Annotated in this window: 16 protein-coding genes; 6 read left to right on the top strand and 10 right to left on the bottom strand. The window is 57.4% G+C overall.

Annotated features, from left to right (window positions below; translation table 11 throughout):
* Positions 1–903 precede the first annotated feature (903 nt).
* Positions 904–2,004, top strand: coding sequence for a replication initiator protein A (locus DV027_RS15690; protein ID WP_110570150.1), 1,101 nt, complete (start codon positions 904–906; stop codon positions 2,002–2,004).
* 61 nt (positions 2,005–2,065) lie between these two features.
* On the opposite strand, the gene DV027_RS15685 is transcribed toward DV027_RS15690, so the two are convergent.
* The 7 genes from DV027_RS15685 to DV027_RS15645 form a co-directional block, all read right to left on the bottom strand.
* Positions 2,066–2,356 carry a ribbon-helix-helix domain-containing protein gene (locus DV027_RS15685; protein WP_039998296.1) on the bottom strand — a complete coding sequence of 97 codons (291 nt, stop codon included), beginning with the start codon at positions 2,354–2,356 and terminating at the stop codon, positions 2,066–2,068.
* Positions 2,353–3,006 (bottom strand): ParA family partition ATPase, encoded by a 654-nt coding sequence (gene parA / locus DV027_RS15680; RefSeq protein ID WP_082086140.1) that lies wholly within the window; start codon positions 3,004–3,006, stop codon positions 2,353–2,355. The genes DV027_RS15685 and parA overlap by 4 nt, the downstream gene beginning before the upstream one ends.
* An 82-nt stretch (positions 3,007–3,088) precedes the next feature.
* Positions 3,089–3,667, bottom strand: a complete 579-nt coding sequence (locus tag DV027_RS15675) for a tyrosine-type recombinase/integrase (RefSeq protein WP_242621958.1) — start codon at positions 3,665–3,667, stop codon at positions 3,089–3,091.
* 53 nt (positions 3,668–3,720) lie between these two features.
* Positions 3,721–4,017 carry a WGR domain-containing protein gene (locus tag DV027_RS15670; protein ID WP_110570148.1) on the bottom strand — a complete coding sequence of 99 codons (297 nt, stop codon included), beginning with the start codon at positions 4,015–4,017 and terminating at the stop codon, positions 3,721–3,723.
* An 862-nt stretch (positions 4,018–4,879) separates the two neighbouring features.
* Positions 4,880–6,406 (bottom strand): ClC family H(+)/Cl(-) exchange transporter, encoded by a 1,527-nt coding sequence (locus DV027_RS15655; protein WP_227001048.1) that lies wholly within the window; start codon positions 6,404–6,406, stop codon positions 4,880–4,882.
* Positions 6,294–7,565 carry a chloride channel protein gene (locus tag DV027_RS15650; protein WP_087609087.1) on the bottom strand — a complete coding sequence of 424 codons (1,272 nt, stop codon included), beginning with the start codon at positions 7,563–7,565 and terminating at the stop codon, positions 6,294–6,296. The genes DV027_RS15655 and DV027_RS15650 overlap by 113 nt, the downstream gene beginning before the upstream one ends.
* A gap of 283 nt (positions 7,566–7,848) precedes the next feature.
* Positions 7,849–8,820 carry a site-specific integrase gene (locus DV027_RS15645; RefSeq protein ID WP_110570144.1) on the bottom strand — a complete coding sequence of 324 codons (972 nt, stop codon included), beginning with the start codon at positions 8,818–8,820 and terminating at the stop codon, positions 7,849–7,851.
* Between the two features lie 237 nt (positions 8,821–9,057).
* Between DV027_RS15645 and DV027_RS15640 the strand changes: the two genes are divergently transcribed.
* The 4 genes from DV027_RS15640 (at position 9,058) to DV027_RS15625 (ending at position 13,104) form a co-directional block, all read left to right on the top strand.
* Positions 9,058–10,251, top strand: coding sequence for a Fic family protein (locus DV027_RS15640; RefSeq protein WP_087609084.1), 1,194 nt, complete (start codon positions 9,058–9,060; stop codon positions 10,249–10,251).
* A 548-nt stretch (positions 10,252–10,799) separates the two neighbouring features.
* Positions 10,800–11,591, top strand: coding sequence for a TIGR04255 family protein (locus tag DV027_RS15635; protein ID WP_242621960.1), 792 nt, complete (start codon positions 10,800–10,802; stop codon positions 11,589–11,591).
* Positions 11,592–11,613: 22 nt separating this feature from the next.
* Positions 11,614–12,231, top strand: coding sequence for an XRE family transcriptional regulator (locus tag DV027_RS15630; RefSeq protein ID WP_110507560.1), 618 nt, complete (start codon positions 11,614–11,616; stop codon positions 12,229–12,231).
* Between the two features lie 18 nt (positions 12,232–12,249).
* Positions 12,250–13,104, top strand: coding sequence for a hypothetical protein (locus DV027_RS15625; RefSeq protein WP_110507561.1), 855 nt, complete (start codon positions 12,250–12,252; stop codon positions 13,102–13,104).
* Between the two features lie 362 nt (positions 13,105–13,466).
* Here DV027_RS15625 and DV027_RS15620 read toward each other — a convergent pair whose 3' ends face one another.
* Positions 13,467–14,540, bottom strand: a complete 1,074-nt coding sequence (locus DV027_RS15620) for an alkene reductase (protein ID WP_130732829.1) — start codon at positions 14,538–14,540, stop codon at positions 13,467–13,469.
* Between the two features lie 279 nt (positions 14,541–14,819).
* On the opposite strand from DV027_RS15620, the gene DV027_RS15615 reads away from it, so the two are divergent.
* Positions 14,820–15,359: an IS5 family transposase gene (locus tag DV027_RS15615; RefSeq protein ID WP_275101008.1), complete on the top strand. Its 540-nt coding sequence runs from the start codon at positions 14,820–14,822 to the stop codon at positions 15,357–15,359.
* On the opposite strand, the gene DV027_RS15610 is transcribed toward DV027_RS15615, so the two are convergent.
* The gene (locus DV027_RS15610; RefSeq protein WP_110914744.1) at positions 15,351–15,947 is read right to left on the bottom strand and encodes a recombinase family protein; all 597 of its coding nucleotides are present in this window, start codon (positions 15,945–15,947) and stop codon (positions 15,351–15,353) included. The genes DV027_RS15615 and DV027_RS15610 overlap by 9 nt on opposite strands.
* On the bottom strand, positions 15,944–16,143 hold a 200-nt coding region (locus DV027_RS17780; protein WP_207303518.1), incomplete at its 5' end, for a hypothetical protein. The genes DV027_RS15610 and DV027_RS17780, both read right to left, overlap by 4 nt.

The following is a 16,143-nucleotide window of genomic DNA, read 5'->3' as shown; positions in this document are numbered from 1 at the left end:
GCGTGAACCTCAATGTGGCCAGTTCTACAGGTGTTCACTCCAAGCGTACGTAAAATACACTTTCGTGTCGTGATCCCCAGAAAGTCGGGAAAAGGAGGCCTGGACGGACGAACAGGAAATGGCCAGCCCATCAATACCCGACAAGGCCCGCAGAGCGCCCTGGGAGGCCGCACAAAGCGCAATTCCCTTATCTCGCCACCCGACCACACAATAACACCTGTACGGCCATCCTGTGGCGTCTGGTGGGCATGTTGTGACACGTGAGCCGCTGAATGATCGCCTGAACGCCGGTAAGTCTTGAGCAGATTGCGGTCTTGCCCGGTTCTTCTGTTGTTGCAGGCGTCGGGCGAGCGCGGAGCGGGAGCCCTGTAGGGCGCCGAAGGCGCCGACGCGGGAGAGGAAGGTGCTGGTGGAGAGACGATGCGGCAACGCATCGTCAGATTATGATTTCGCGCCGTAGGCGTGTCCGTTTAGCGCAGCCCTGAAAGGGCGAGCAGGGGGATGCCGGGTGGGAGATCGCGCATAGCGCGATCGGGGCGGCCGTAGGCCGCGAGCCGGCGGGGGCGGAGCCCCCAAGAGGCGGTGCTTGGAGGCAATTTGGCTGCAAATTTCAGGAAATAAAAAGTTATCCACAGCATTGGAGTGTTTAAATAGGTGTTAAAGTGGTGTTACGGATTTTTATAATTCAAATAACATACTGAATAATAAAGGTTTTATCGGGAGATTCTATCGTCCTGTGAATCCACTATGACGATAAACCGAATCCACTATGACGATAAACTGAATCTAATATGACGATAGCGAGTATGCGTAATTGAAATGACGATAAGCTCAATCTGAATCTAAAATGACGATAATTGGCTTGCGTATTTGAAGTGACGATAGTAGCTATCTGTAATTGAAATGACGATAGAATCTTCTCCTTCCTTGTTCGACATTGTGCCTTCTCTGGCTGTGGAAGGTGATGATCGCACGCCCCTCCTTCCAGTCCGCCATCCAAATCAGGATCTATTCATCTGTGACGTGCTCGATGCCATTCCCAAAGATGATATGGCGTCAATGGAGCATCCAGTTTTTTCGCTCTCGACCAAGCCAGACAACCGGATGCGACGCTATGAACACAATGGGAATATCATAGAGATCATCCCGTCTGGCAAAGGGCTGGCAACGATCCATGACAAGGATATCCTAATCTACTGCATCTCTCAGCTCGTTGCGAAAATGAATCACGGCGAACAACCAGGCCGAACACTCCGCCTTCAAGCCTATGACATGCTGGTCGCTACCAATCGTCAAACCAGCGGAGCAGGCTATAGGCTACTGACCGACGCGTTGACACGTTTGCGCGGAACAACCGTGCGAACCAACATTCAAACAGGCGGCATTGAAGAAACGCGAATTTTCGGTTTGATCGAAGAAGCTAGAATCACCCGTAAGACGTTTGATGGCCGAATGCTTGATCTTGAAATCACTCTGTCAGATTGGGTCTATCGTTCAGTCATCAGCAAGAATGTCCTAACTCTTCACCGAGACTATTTCCGACTTCGTAAACCGTTCGAACGACGCATGTACGAACTAGCCCGCAAACACTGCGGTATGAAAGATGAATGGAAGATCGGATTAGAGCTGCTGCAAAAAAAATGTGGCTCAAATAGCCCGCTTCGCGTCTTTCGATCCTTGGTTAAGAAAGTTTGTGCGCATGACACCAGTCATGCTCATTTTCCTGACTATGCCATCACAATGGCCGACGACATCATTCTATTTCGCAACCGTTTGAGCCTTAAAACAAAGGTCGATGTTATCGCCCCTATGAGGGATGCTCCCTACATCGACCCCGAAACCATGCATGACGCTAAAACCGTTGCGCCAGGATATGACATCTATGCTCTCCATGACGAATGGGTTTCATGGTGGCACGACATGGGAAAACCAGAGCTTAAAAGCCCTGCCGGAGCCTTTATTGGCTTTTGTAAAAAACGGCACGAACGCAACCCAATACGCTGATTCCGGCATACGCCAGCAAGTGTACATGCCTACATGCAAACATGACCGCACGTAAACATGCCTACTTGCCCACAGGACTTTCTCCCATCTTGCGTAGCCAGTCGTTAAACGCGTCGGCCATCGCATCCTGTAAACTCATCCCATGCTTTCTGGCGGTCATATGCATGGCAAATGACATTTCCGGACTAAAATAGCCGGTCATGGCTTTCTTGCCCTGACGGCTCGGCGCAACCTGCTTGCTGGCTGTACCAACAACATTGGTAGCAGCAACCTTGCCTTCTGATGCAACTGCAACCGGCGATATTGCGGAATCACGATCCCGCAACGACAGTAGAGACCCCTTCCGGCTCATGCACTAGCTCTCCGCTTCCTTGATGATTGCATGTTTACATGCTTGCATGTCCACTTGTAAAGCAGCCTTACCTCATCAGACGCCTTGCCTTTAGGCTCTACTTCCATTGCAGTTTTCCCTTCCGCCGCAGCATGACGGAAAACTGCACGATCAGCGATAATATGTGGACATGCGTTCAGTCCGTAACTTTGTACGAGTTGTGTGGCCTCCTCATACATACGTGGAGCAGTCGGACTTCCCGCTGTAAAAACGACGAAGGCTGGTTTGCCACGCATTTTTATAAGGCTGGCAGTCGTTTTGATTGCTGCAAGATCGAACGCACTCGGCCGACATGGAATTAATACCAAATCGGCGACTTCAACGGCAGCACTAGCCGCACTATCAGCGTGAGGCGGAGTATCAATCACGATGAACTCAGCACCCTGACTCATTGCCTGTCCGATCTTAGCCGCGAGACGAGGCGGAGCACTGTCAATTACAACCGGCGGAGCATCCTTACGCCATGCGGCCCATTGGCTCGCCGTCGCCTGTGGGTCCACATCAATCACCAATGCTGTATGGCCAGCATCCTCAGCCGCAGCAGCCAGATGCAAGGCCAGAGTGGTTTTTCCAGCCCCACCCTTCTGGCTGATAATCGCTATTGTTGGCATGTGAACGTCCTTACATGACCTCATGTTTGCATGTGGTCATACGTGAAAATCTGCTCTATCTACAAGAGAGAATGACAGAAAATCACTCCCACATTTTCCGTGCGATATCCTGCTCCTCGGCGCCGACGGCATCGGCGTAGATGGCGGTGGTGGAGAGCTGGGCGTGACCGAGCCATTTCTGCACCATGTTGAGGGGGATACCGCTGGAGACGGCGGCGACGCCGAAGGCATGGCGCAGGCCCTTGGGGGAGGCGGCCGGGCCGGACAGGCCGGCGGCGTCCATGACCGCGTGCACCGCCCGCCAGCCGGTCATGCGGGACCAGGGCCACAGCCGGGCGGCCGATCCACGCCCTCGCCTACGCTGGGCCTCGCGGATGCCATGCACCAGATCCAGGGCCTCGAGCAGGGAGGGGGGCACCGGCACGGCGCGATAGATCCCGTCCTGGCGCTTCTTGAGCGTAGCGAACACCAGCACGCCGCCGGCGAGGTCCACCCGGTCCGCCGTCAGGGCGAGGGCCTCGGACAAGCGACAGCCTGACCAGGCCAGGGTCATGCACAGCGTGCGGGCCTCGCGCGGCGCCTGCTCGGCCGCGCGCAGGAACCGCGCCCGCTCGGCAACCGTGAGGTATTTGCGGCTCCCGTCGCGGTCGAACAGCTGCATCCCGCCAGGGGCGCCTGCCGGGGTCGCCCGCTGTCCCGGTTTTCGGGTGCCGCTCATCCGGCCGTCCTGTCGCGGTAACCCCGCCGGCGCTTGGCCCGAAGCTGACGGGCGAGGGCGTCGAGCGCCTGCCCGACATCGTCATGCAGCTCGCAGATCTGCCGGCCGACCGTTCCGATCCGCCCCCACTGCCGCACCAGGGCGGTGCCGCCGAACAGGTCGGGCTGCAGTGACAGATGGTAGAAGCGCCAGCAGTTGGCGGCCGGATCCACGCGCACCAGCGCCGCCGTTTCGGGGAACAGCGGCAACTGGCGAGGCGGCCGGACAGGGGCCTTCGGGGCAGGTCTGGGCATGATTTCCCGAAAAGTGTAACACATATCACCCGCCCCGGACAGGAAAACCGCTGCAATCGCGGGGCCGGCCGGCCCGATTCAGGCCCGGCCTGTTACACTATTGCCTATAGCCCTTTGAAACACCGGAAAATCGCGCGTAATCATGGAAGACGGTCACCCGACAGACCGAGAAAAACTGACAAAGCTTGATCAACCTGACGCAGAGACGCAGCCTCCAGATGCCCGAAACCCTGACCGATCTTCTCCCGTGGCAGGGATATCGCCCAATCAACCATCACCTGCGACAGGCTGCGTAAGCCGTTCGTCGTGCTGGTACAACCGTAATCCGGAACAAAGGCCAGTTCTGCACGATGCTGGTCAACCTCAGCACGGTCATAGCTGGCGGGTCGGAAAAGGCGTCGGCCTGCACCCCAAGGACCGGACGCGGTTCGCCATAATCACCATTAACGGCAATCGTCACCAGATCACCACGTTTCACGCCGTCCACCCATCCCGGAAATCGTCCTCCTCGAAAAGCGCGTCCAGTGCGCGCAAGACGAGAGCTTCATCACTCGCCGGGGCGCACGCCAGCACCGCTACTTCACGGGACTGCCGCCGCGCTTCTGCCTCGAAAGCACGACGCTCCCGCCCCGCCACATAGCGCGCATGAAATCCCGCAGCACATCGGCAGCAGGCCGTTCATCCGCACTGGTTGCAGCCGTGAACGCTGCCTTCAGCGCCGGGTCAATCCGGAAGTTGAAAATCTCCACCTTCGGATGAGAGCTATTCCGGGGCATCATAGCCTCCTGATCTAAGGTCAGAGACTTATTATGCAATTGCATTCTGCTTCCCCCCAGAGCGGGGATAGAACACTTCTCTGAAATCATCGCGTGTGTGACTGGGCCCTGAGTCTCAGGGCAGCATAAATGGGCATGTCTCCAAGTGCGCCGGCTACGACCATCGCAGCAAAACTCCCGGATAAAAGCGGCATTATCAACTCGGACGAACCTGTCATTTCCATAACCAGAATAATCCCGGTCAGCGGTGCACGAACGGATCCGGCGAACATGGAGGCCATGCCGACAATCACAAAAGGTGCGGTCGCCAGAGGTGTATCAGGACTTAATGCCTGTGCCACAACACTACTCCCCAGACCGGAAAGTGCCCCCAGGGCCAGCATGGGGGCAAACAGACCTCCAGGTGTTGCAGCGGCATAAGACAGGGCCCCAAAAATCAGCCGAAAAGCCAGTAGTGCCGGAATCTGATGTAATCCGATCTCGTTGTTTATGGCCGTCTGCGTGATCCACTTTCCCCCTCCAGCCAAGTGCGGTGCAAGACAAACCACCAAACCGGCCAAACCTCCCACCAGAACAGGCCTGACTGAGATGCTGATAGGCAGCCTCCCGGCCAGACGGAGCACTGCCATGGTCGTCCGGTTGTATCCGACAGCAACCAGGCCCGTCATGACCCCGGTCATGACGAAAAACAGCTGTTTGGCAAGCGATTCTGGAAGGATCAGAGGAGCGACACTAAAGACCGTCTGGCTACCCAGCATGCCCCGGCTGACCAGAATGGCCGAAATGGATGCCCCCAATGCGGCACAAACCATTCTGATTTCAAACCGGCCGACCAGTTCTTCCAAAACGAAAACAGCACCGGCTGCCGGCGCATTGAAAGCGGTCGCCAGCCCTGCTCCCGCGCCTGCAGCAAGGAGGGCAAGGCAGTCTGTCTTCTCCAGACAGAGCAGCCTGCCAAACGTATGAGCTGCAGTCGCTCCCATCTGCACACTGGGCCCTTCACGTCCCAAGGCAAGCCCACTTCCGATCGCCAGCAGGCCACCCACGAATTTGACGGGCACCACCCGCCATGGCGCAGGCGGTGACGCACTCAACAAGACAGCTTCCACATGCGGGATGCCACTTCCTGCTGCAAGAGGGGCAAAATGACGAACGAGACCTGAAGCCAGCCATGCAGCTGCGCCAGATCCGATGATCAACAGCACGCCTTCGCAAGAAAAGCCATGCTGAAGCGACACTTCCATTCCCATATCTGTCCGGACGGCCTCCAGCCATTCCAGCAACAAGCGGAAGATACCACAGATCATACCGGCAGATGCCCCGATCACGACAGATGCCGCAGACAGGAACACCAGACTGCAGACATTTTCCGGTTTCCCTGATTGTGGAACCGGATTGGACAGAGGAAGCAACATGATTTCATATTTCTTTTCTTGTTGGTGAATCTGCCCAACAGAATGCTGATCAGCCGCTCGATCAGGAACCCAGTTCAGAATAAAATTATTTTTCCAATCTATCGTGAGATACCTGTCGCGCCATTTGCTCTGTTTTTTCCAGAAATCCCGTAGCCAGTGCCGAATAAAGCGGTCTGGGACAGACCATGCGGGATACACCGAACGACAGGAAGGCCGTGGCCAGCAGGGCTAGGGTCACCTGCTGATTGTCACATATTTCCATCACGATGATGGTTGCCGTCAGCGGTGACTGGGCAACGCCACAAAAATAGGCAGCCATACCCAGCAGTACAACGCCTCCAGGCGACGTATGAGGCAGAAACTGCTCGGCCCATCCTCCCATTCCTGCACCGATCGCAAGGGAAGGTGCAAACATGCCGCCAGGAATGCCAGAGCAGAAAGTAATCAGCATGGAGATATACTTCAGAAGAAAGAAAGACGCAGGATAATGCAGACTTCCATCCACTATCCCACGCGCCTGCAGATAGCCCGTACCATAAGTCGCACCATCTGATGCCAGTCCGATCAGAGCCAGTAACAGGCCGCATAGCGCCACAAATACAAGAGGGAATCGACTTGAAAACCGGCCAAGAAAAGCCGGTAGACCTTTTGAAAGGCGGATGACAAGACGGGCGAAAATCCCCCCCGCCAATCCACCACTTACACCACATACCAGAACGGCCAGCCATGCGCGTCCTACCGGAATAAAAACATTCGTCCGACCAAAATATGTATAGTTCCCCAACAGGGCAATTGCTGTAATCCCCGAAAAAATAATAACAGTCAGAGTACGCCCCGACGCCTTCTGTTCAAAGGAGTGCGCCAGTTCTTCAATCGCAAACACAACACCGGCAAGAGGCGTATTGAAAGCGGCAGCCATGCCGGCAGCCCCCCCTGCGAGGATCATACCATGCCTGGTGACATCATTATGCTGCCCCATGGCACGCGAAAATGCGTGCATGATGGAAGCGCCGATCTGGACACTCGGCCCTTCACGACCGATCGAGGCACCACAGATGAGACCCAAGCATGTCATCAGGATCTTGCCCAGCGCAATGCGCAAGGTCAGGATCCGGTCCACAAGCACGAAATTATGCATATGCAGGGTTGCGATTGTCTGGGGAATTCCTGATCCCTGAGCACCATTGAACAACAGGCGTGTCAGCCAGGAAATGGCAACAAGCCCGAGCGGGGCAATCACCAGCATGGACCATGGGTTTCTGGCGACAACATGATAACGCAGCTCGGCCGCCCAATCCCCGATATGGGCAAAGATTACGGAGATAATGCCAATCAGCACGGCCCCGGTACAATACATGATGGTTCGATGCCACTTCAGGGTCCTGACCCGCGCCAGACGCCGCATCCGACGGGCCCGCCTGGAACGGGTAGTAGCTATGGAAGCCTCATTATTGTCGTTCTGGGCTACGCCGGGAGAGAATAAAGGGGACATACTGACCATGGGAAATAATTTTCAGAATTACGAAAAGTTCAGAAAACAGACCAACCACAAATTTTGCCAGAATGCACGGAAGATCTGGACGTGGTCGATCAGGAAATGGACGGACCTGGACCGGCACAGCCTCTACCTAAAATGACAGTCAAAGAAACGTCTCTCCTGCATGATCTGTAAAGAGTCCGGCCTCGCGGACATAGGCTGCGAGGACATCGGTGGAGCGGTGGCGGGAGACGTCCTTGAGCCGGAAGAGACTGGCCCCGGCCCGCGCGCCTGAGGTGAGGAAGCCTGCGCGCAGGGAATGCCCCCCGAAGCGGGCCGGGTCGTAGCCTGCGGCCTGGGCAGCGCGCTGGACCACGCGGGCCACGGTGCGGTCGCTGATCGGGCCTGCGCTGGCCTGACCGCGCACCACGTCACGGAATACGGCTCCGTCCGTAATTCCGGCCGCCTCCAGCCAGGCCTCGAGCAGGGCGACGGGCCGGATGCGGCGTCCTTCGGGAATGGCGATGCACACGCCCCGCCCCTCGGGATCGGTCTTGGTTGCCCCGAAGCGCACGGTCATGCCCTCTGGGGTGCGGTCGAGCTGGTCGCAGCGCAGCCCGGCCAGTTCCGAGCGGCGGAAGGCCCCGGCCATGCCGAAGGCCAGCAGCGCCCGGTCACGGATGGCCTTCAGGTTTGTCGCCGGCAGGGCGGCCAGCATGGCCTGCAGCACCCGGTCATCGGCAGCCTGCTTGCGGCGCGGGGCGGTGCCGGCCTGACGACGGATGCCGGCGATCACTTCTGCCAGCACGCCCGCCTGTGGCTGGGCCTGGGGCGGCACGCAGCCGGCCTGACGATGGGCAAAGGCGATGGCCGCCAGCCGGCGGCCGATCGATGACGGGCGCAGGCCACGCGCGGCCTCATGGGCAAGGAACAGTGCCACCAGCCGGGGATCGGCGGGCAGCGCGCCCTGGTCCCGGGCGTGGCACCAGGCGGTGAAGGCGGCCCAGTCGCGCCGGTAGGCCAGGCGGGTGGCGGGCGCCCGGCTGGCGCGGGCATAGGCGCGGGCCTGGGCCAGCGGCGCGGCCAGGGAAGTGTCCCTGCCGGCCGGGCCAATCCCGTTAGGATCGATAATCACGATAGGGCGGTTTCCTGCGGCTTTCGGGCTCGCCAGAGCCTAGCGCAGACCTGTCCGGTAATCCATATTACCGGACAGGATTAGGCCTGGAGGGATTTTCATCCACGTCACCTGTGGCTGCACGCACAACGTGGCAGAACCTTGCGCAAGGGCCTACTTCTGGCTAACATGATTAAGGTTTTAACAAAAACCTTAATCATGTTAGGAAAATCCGGTCTCAGGAAAAGGTTGGCCAGGATGAAGCGTGAGGATCTGGCCGGCGGGATCCGGGAATGTCTGCAGCGGCTACCCGCCCCCTATGCCCAGCATTACGGGGTCGTGCCCCCGTCGCCGCCTGAAGCGGGCGTTATGCTGGGCGATGCCGCCGCCCGCCATGGGCAGGCTTTGTCCGCCCTGGGTGAAATCGCCGCCCTCGCCCGTACCCTGCCTGATCCGTACCTGATCAGCCGCGTCCTGAGCCGTCAGGAAGCCCTCAGCAGTTCTGCCATGGAAGGCACGCACAGCACCCTCAATGAGCTGCTGGTGGTCGATGAAGACGACCAGGACGCTTCCCATGCCACACGGCAGGTCCGCGACTATGCGCGCGCCCTGGAGCAGTTCCTGCCACAGGCCTGCAGCGAAGGCCCGGCCCTCTTCCGCCTGCCCACCGTGCTGACGCTCCATCAGGCGGTCATGCAGCATGACCCGGCCTATCGCAGGACACCGGGCACCCTGCGCCGGGACGTGGTCTGGATCGGCGGGACAGGGCATATCGCCTATTCGACCTATAACCCGCCTCCTCCCGACCAGGTGGCAGCCTGTCTGGAGGCCTCCCTGAACTACATGCAGGCCGACGGGATGCAGCAGATGACCCAGTCCCTCATCACCCGGCTGGCCATCGCCCATGCCCATTTCGAGGCCGTGCATCCGTTCAGCGATGGCAATGGCCGGGTTGGCCGCCTGCTACTTCCGCTGATGATGGCCGCTGACGGCCAGGTCCCCCTGTATCTTTCCCCCTATATCGAGGCCCACAGACAGGACTATTACGCGGCGCTCAAACGTGCCCAGCAGCGGCTCGACTGGCCGCCCCTGATCGGGTTCCTGTCAGACGCCATCATCCGGACCGTTACCGAAGTGCAGGTCACCCGGCAGGCAACCCAGGCCCTGAAGGCCACATGGCGGCAGCGCCGGGCTTTCCGCAAGGGCTCGGCCGCGCTGCGCGCGCTGGACCTGCTGACCGATTATCCCGTCCTGACGGCCAGTCGCCTTGGCCATCTGCTGGACATCACGCCCCCGGCCGCCCAGACGGCCCTTGCCCAGCTCTGCCAGGTCGGGATCCTGACCGAACGTACCGGCTATGCCCGCAACCGGATCTATGCTGCCGAAGAGGTGCTCACGATCCTCAATCGCCCCTTCGGGGAAGAACCGGCACTGCCAGACCCATCATCATAAAAGGGCCTCGCTGCACAATATCCGTTTTGACAGCTTCAATAGAAATGGCTGGAAGTCTGTCCCATTCAGGCTTCCCGACAAAAACCGACATATAGCCCTTATTCTTGCATAGCTTTGCTCTGTCTCAATATGACTATAGACTGTTTGGGTCAACCCAATTTGAATGGAAGAAATGGGGGGGCAAGCGGAAGGGCTGCTTTTAGTGCGGATAGATCAGCAGGTCATTGGACGGCTGGCTGTCGGTAATGAAACACAATTCGGTCGCGTCAGCTTGGCATTGGTGCATCATGCTCTTTCCTCTTGGCATTTATCCGAGCCTATGGCCAAGGTCGATCATGCATCTCCTGTGGTTGCGCTGGACGTACCGAAGCGAAGGGGGATATTTAATCGTGCAGCCACACCCGCTTTGCCTTGTCATCAATCGTAAATTGGCAAACCTCGCCAAAACACCCCCCCATCTCAAATGCTAGTGGCGCCCGCCTCAATCGTAGTGTAAGCTGACAACTAATCTGTCAACCACGAGAGATCTGGAGAGCCCTGTGAGCGAGATGATGTCGAATGCGCCTGTCTACTATGCGTTGGCACAGGCGCACTTCAATCCCGTTGCGGCGATGGCTAAATACGTCGATCAAATCCAGGATCGACTGCGGCGTGAGGGGTATCCACTGTTCGAACCGCAGCAGTTCATGCAACTGGTCGTGCCGGGGCCGGGTCAAGCGCAGCCACAGGAACCACAGATTCAGAGGGCAGTGTCGTGGCTGATGACGCGCAGTGACCGAAAGGCAGGATTCATTCTCGCGCCTTCAACGATCACCTATCGCACGACCCATTACCAGACACGCAACGAATTCATCCCGGAATTGCTACGCGGCTTGGCGGCGGTACATGATGCGGTTTCACTCGACCACGTCAGTCGACTGGGGCTACGATATCTTGATGCCATTTTGCCACGCGCTGGAGAAACTACCGAGCAATACCTTGCGGACGGATTGCATGGCATTGATTTCGATGCGACCCGCCTCCGTGCTATGACTGAATCCGTGTTTGCCACGGACACTGGCCCGCTCGTCCCGAAGGGAACGCTGGTCGTCAAGGTGTATCGGATGACTGGTCCCTTGGGCTTCCCGGCGGATATGCTTCCTGCAGGATTGGCGATAGCACCGAAGTTCGAGATCAAGGACGCACGTAAGCATGGGGTCATCGACACGGATCACTATGTCGAGGGTAGAATACCAGTGGAAATGGACAAGCTGAACGAGCAACTACTTTCGCTGCATGGTACGATCAAATCAGCGTTCAGTGCGACGATAACGGATCACGCGCGCAGCGCGTGGGCCTGACACAATCAGGATCGAGGCGCTTATGTACACAACCTTGCCCGCCCATCGTTTCATGCCGACTCTTCAACCTGTGGATGCTGCCGTTGTCGTAATCGCTTGCGCGCTCGGAGGCACCGGCAGCGTGTTCGCTCTTCCCTACGTCCATGAGTGGGGCAAGATGCTGGATACGAGCGTGCCTTATTTCGACGTCCAAACGATAGACATGTATGCTGCACGCCCTGACGTCCGTTCCGCCGCCGAGCATCTTGCAAATATCCGGCAGGTGCTGAATCCCGCCATCGCCGATTTGACAACGGTGTTCGGCGTTTCGCGACAGGCTATCTACAAGTGGATCGGCGGTGAATCCACGCCTGAAGATAACAAACTGGAGCGCATATGCTCCCTTAGTCTTGCTGCCGACGCTTTCCAGAAGGCCGGGGTGACTCGCGCATCATCTCTACTGAAGATGAAGGCATTCAATGGCCATTCCTTGCTGGACTTGGTTTCCGTTGGGAAGCTTGCGCCCGAACATACCCAGACGCTCATTGCCGAAGCGCAAGCCATGAATGTCGCGCATAGCCGTTCCGGCTTGGCGAACTCGAAGGCCCTGCCATCGGACGATTGGCGCGCGGAGCTTTCCATTCCCGGCTCATCCGAGTGATAGTTCAGAGGACGATGGATGCTGACGCGTGAAACCGACTGGCGACAAGGTGATCTTCTTACTCACGAAACTGCGGGCAAGTTGACAACGCTAAATATAGCTGTTGATGGATCACAACGTATCGTTGTGATCACGCATGACTGCGATCTTCCGAATGACAGCGAAACCTCAGTCGAGGTCATCGTTGCCGATGTCGTTAGCGCGCCAGATGCACAGTTCTCTTACGCGAAGAACCCGCGCAAACTTCATCTGTGTTATGAGGTCACTGGCGGGCAGACCCTCGCTGTCGAGCTTCGACACGCAGAGCGGTGCATCGTGCCCAAGGGCGAATTTGAAAAGCACGCAGCCAGAGATGACCAAGCATCACTACCCATTGATGGGAAACGTACGCTGAAGCAGTGGCTCGCAGCGCGCTATGGCCGACCGGCGTTCCCCAACGCCTTCGAAAGTCGATTGCGGAAGGAAGTTGGCAGGAAAAAAACGGTCGAGCGCCAGATAGGAAAAATTCTTGAATCTAACGCCAAGCACCTAGTCGGTCTGTTCTTTGATCTTGGCGAACAGCGGTCTGCAGAAGTTCCAGAGGGCGAGCCCTATGCATTGTCGATATCCGTAGTGTACGATGCAACCGAAGGTGGTCCTCAGGCGCGACATGCTGCAGAGGAGGTCGCTGTTCAGTTGGGCACGCTTTTCAAGCAAGCTTACGGCGAGCCAGATACCGCAACCGACATCGCCATTGATGCCTGCGAGGCGATTGCCGACACTTCCATCACTTTGGCTGACCTCCGGCGCGTGGATCAATGGCGACTGGAATACATCAGCCTGAACGACCGTGACCATGGAAATTTCCTTCCAGTCGGAGAAACGCCTGCGTGATATCCAAGACGATCATCCCGCAATCCTCCGTAACCGAATGACCATTTTCTGGACTTTCCTGACTGTCTGCTATCCGCAAATTGAACCGCGATGTCGCACGTCCGGGATGAGGCGTCTGCCGCCTGTCCGCTTCATGTTCCTTGAGCGGACAGGCAGTTTAGGGAGGGGGGAACAGACAGTCGGCTATCGGGATGGAGTTACCGAAAACAGCCTTTCGCAGTGTTCACATTCATGGCAGGGAGTAGAGCTATTCAGGTGATTTCGCCTACTTCACGACAAGTATCACGTCGGCGGCTAAATATTTTCTATAGTTCAAATGCAAGTTCCTTCCATTGGAAGGAACTTGCGGGAAAAATAGGGTATCAGCGAGCAAGCGGATAATCCGTATAGCCTTCTGCACCCTGCGAGTACCAGGTGCGGATATCGTCCTTGTTCTGGGGCAGATTGTCTTCCAGACGACGCACGAGGTCCGGATTGGCGAGGAAAGGCCGACCAAACGCAATGGCGTCCGCAACACCGGTAGCGACTGTCTCGATCGCTTCTTCCCGTGTGTAGTCCTGATTCAGAACCAGCGGCTTCCTGAAGACTTCGCGGATCGGACCATGCAGCTTGGGCTGGTCGGTCTTGCCGAACGTGCCGTTCGGTCCGGGCTCGCGCAGTTCAAGGAAAGCGATATCGAGGTCATTCAGCAGCTTTGCGGCCGGCACAAAAACCTGCCCTGGATGACTGTCGATGCAGCCCTGCGTATCGCCATTGGGGGACAGCCTTACTGACGTTTTGTGCGCGCCAATCGTTGCGATCACGCGTTCGGTGACTTCACGCAGGAAGCGGATGCGGTTTTCCGGCGAACCGCCATATTCGTCGGAACGATGATTGGTGCCGTCCCGCAGAAATTCGTCGATCAGATAACCGTTGGCGGCATGAATCTGCACACCGTCAAAGCCTGCCTGAAGGGCATTGCGAGCAGCATTTTCGTAGTCGTTCAGGATACGGGCAATGTCCTCCTTGGTGAGAGGGCGGGCGACTTCGGGAGCCTGCTTGCCATCGTACGTATGGAGGGCTTCAGGCGCTTTTGTCGCCGAGCAGGACACAGGTTGCTGGCCCGTCACGCTGGAATGAACCATCCGACCCATATGCCAGAGCTGGGCCACAATCTTTCCGCCCTTGGCGTGAACTGCGGCGGTGATGGGCTTCCAGGCTTCCACCTGTTCCTGCGACCACAGGCCCGGCGCATACGGCCAGCCAAGACCTTCGCGGCTGATCCCGGTCGCTTCTGAGATGATCAGACCGGCTCCGGCCCGTTGCGCGTAATATTCGGCCATGATGGGGGTGGGCACATGATCACGGGTGCCCCGACCGCGTGTCAGCGGCGCCATGAGAATTCTGTTTTTGGCGTAAATGCTTCCCAGTTCAATCGGCTCAAACAGGCTGGTCATGACAGATCCTTCTTAAAAGACGCAGTTCCTATGAATTTGGGAAGCCTCACGAGGAATACAACAGAAGGCTTACCATCTCGTCTGACTTGAGGTGAGCACTGCCTGTCTGCTGAATTGGTGAAGCCGACAGGCAGATTTGGGGGGAGAACGGAATGTCCGGTTCGTAGGCTCAGGATCTATTAATTTATTGAACTGAGCCTAATTTAGAGCCCGATCCGAAAGTTTTTGAACAATACCAGCCTGTTGTGATTCATCCGTCTTTGCGAAGAGATGGAGTGAATGGTGACATGGACTGGTATTGCCCGACGTGAACATAGCCGGGAAGGAATGCGATATCCATCGGATACGACGGACGAAGAGTGGGCTCTGATCATGCCATTTATACCCCCGGCGAAACGGGGTGGTCGCCCCCGCACGACGGATATGCGCGAGGTGGTCAACGCGATGCTCTACATAGCCTCGGCCGGGTGTGCGTGGCGTTTGCTGCCGAAATGCTTTCCGCCGGTCTCGACCGTCAGGCGCTATTTTTACGCCTGGCGTGATGCCGGATTGTTCGAAGTCATGAATACGGTCCTGGTCATGAGCCTGCGCGAGATTGAGGGGCGTGAAGCCTCTCCAAGCGCGGGCGTGATTGATAGCCAGTCGGTAAAAACCACGGAAAGCGGCGGGCTTTCGGGCTATGACGCGGGTAAGAAGGTCAAGGGCCGCAAGCGCCATATCGTGACGGACACCTGCGGCTTCCTGATCTTTCTCCTCGTTCATGCCGCCGACATCCAGGGGTCACGACACGAAAGTGTACTTTACGTACGCTTAGAGTGAACCCGACAAGAACATTGAGGCTGTTCTGCTGAGAGCTCGATAGACTGTCGGACGAGAGATGGAAAAGACTTCGGCTAGATCGCTGATGGAGTAATCGCCGGTATCATACATCCGGCGAAGCTCCTTCTGCTGCCGGTCAGAGAGCTTAGGTTTTTTCCCGCGTAGCTTGCCTTTGGCGCGGGCGACCGCCATGCCTTCGCGGGTGCGCATCCGGATCAGATCGGCTTCAAACTCCGCGAAAGTCGCCAAGATGTTGAAAAACAGTCTACCCATCGGATCTGACGGATCGTGAATGCTGCTCCCAAGTTGAAGCTTCACACCACGGGCTGTCAGACTATCGCCAATGGCTCGCGCGTCAGGGACAGATCGGGCCAGCCGATCAAGCTTTGGCACGACCAAAGTATCGCCACTGCGAACAGCCGCAAGGGCTTGATCAAGGCCGGGTCGCTCCCGGTTCGTGCCAGTAAAGCCTTTGTCCGTGTAGATGCGATCGGCAGCAACACCGAGTTTGAGAAGTTCCTGCTGCTGGACCGCGAGGTCCTGTTTGTCCGTCGAGCATCGGGCATAGCCGATCAATGTGTGCGTCATGCGGGAAAGTGTAACGTATAACGCCCCATCAATGCAAAAAATATGGTACCATCTATATGAGACTCGGCTTTCGGCTGTTTTTCTGCCTTGGCAGGTGAACCAGTGATCGTCCGTTCAATGATCCCCTTCCGGACACATGAAGGAGACATCCGATCATGGCGCGGCGCCGTCTTCTGACCCGTGAAGCTCTCGCCCG

The organism is Komagataeibacter xylinus, assembly GCF_004302915.1.
Classification (GTDB): domain Bacteria; phylum Pseudomonadota; class Alphaproteobacteria; order Acetobacterales; family Acetobacteraceae; genus Komagataeibacter; species Komagataeibacter xylinus_C.
Note: the sequence above shows the minus strand (reverse complement) of the source record. Positions and strands in the feature narration are given on the sequence as shown.